1 protein-coding gene is annotated in these 248 nt (G+C 46.0%); it reads left to right on the top strand.

Annotation, left to right across the window (positions count from 1 at the left end; genetic code table 11):
* The coding region (locus ACEYW6_RS36845; RefSeq protein WP_412983699.1) for a choice-of-anchor D domain-containing protein at positions 1-248 on the top strand (248 nt) is incomplete at both ends.

Genomic DNA, 248 nt, shown 5'->3' with positions numbered 1-248 from the left:
GGCAGTACCGTAACCAAAACTTTCACCATCAAGAACATTGGTACAGCTGCACTCAACCTGAGTAATCTCAAACTCCCCGACGGCTTTAATTTGGTAGGAACTCTTCCATATACCGTGGCTGCCAACACTTCAAAAAGTATAACGGTGGCACTCAATACGAATACACCTACGCCTGGAACCTATGCTGGCAGTTTCAGTTTGACCAACAACGATAGTGACGAAAGCCCCTTTGACTTTGCCATTAGTGG

The organism is Nostoc sp. UIC 10607 (assembly GCF_047228265.1).
Lineage (GTDB): Bacteria > Cyanobacteriota > Cyanobacteriia > Cyanobacteriales > Nostocaceae > Nostoc > Nostoc foliaceum_A.
The sequence above is the reverse complement of the archived record's forward strand: the minus strand, read 5'-3'. Positions and strand labels throughout refer to the sequence as shown.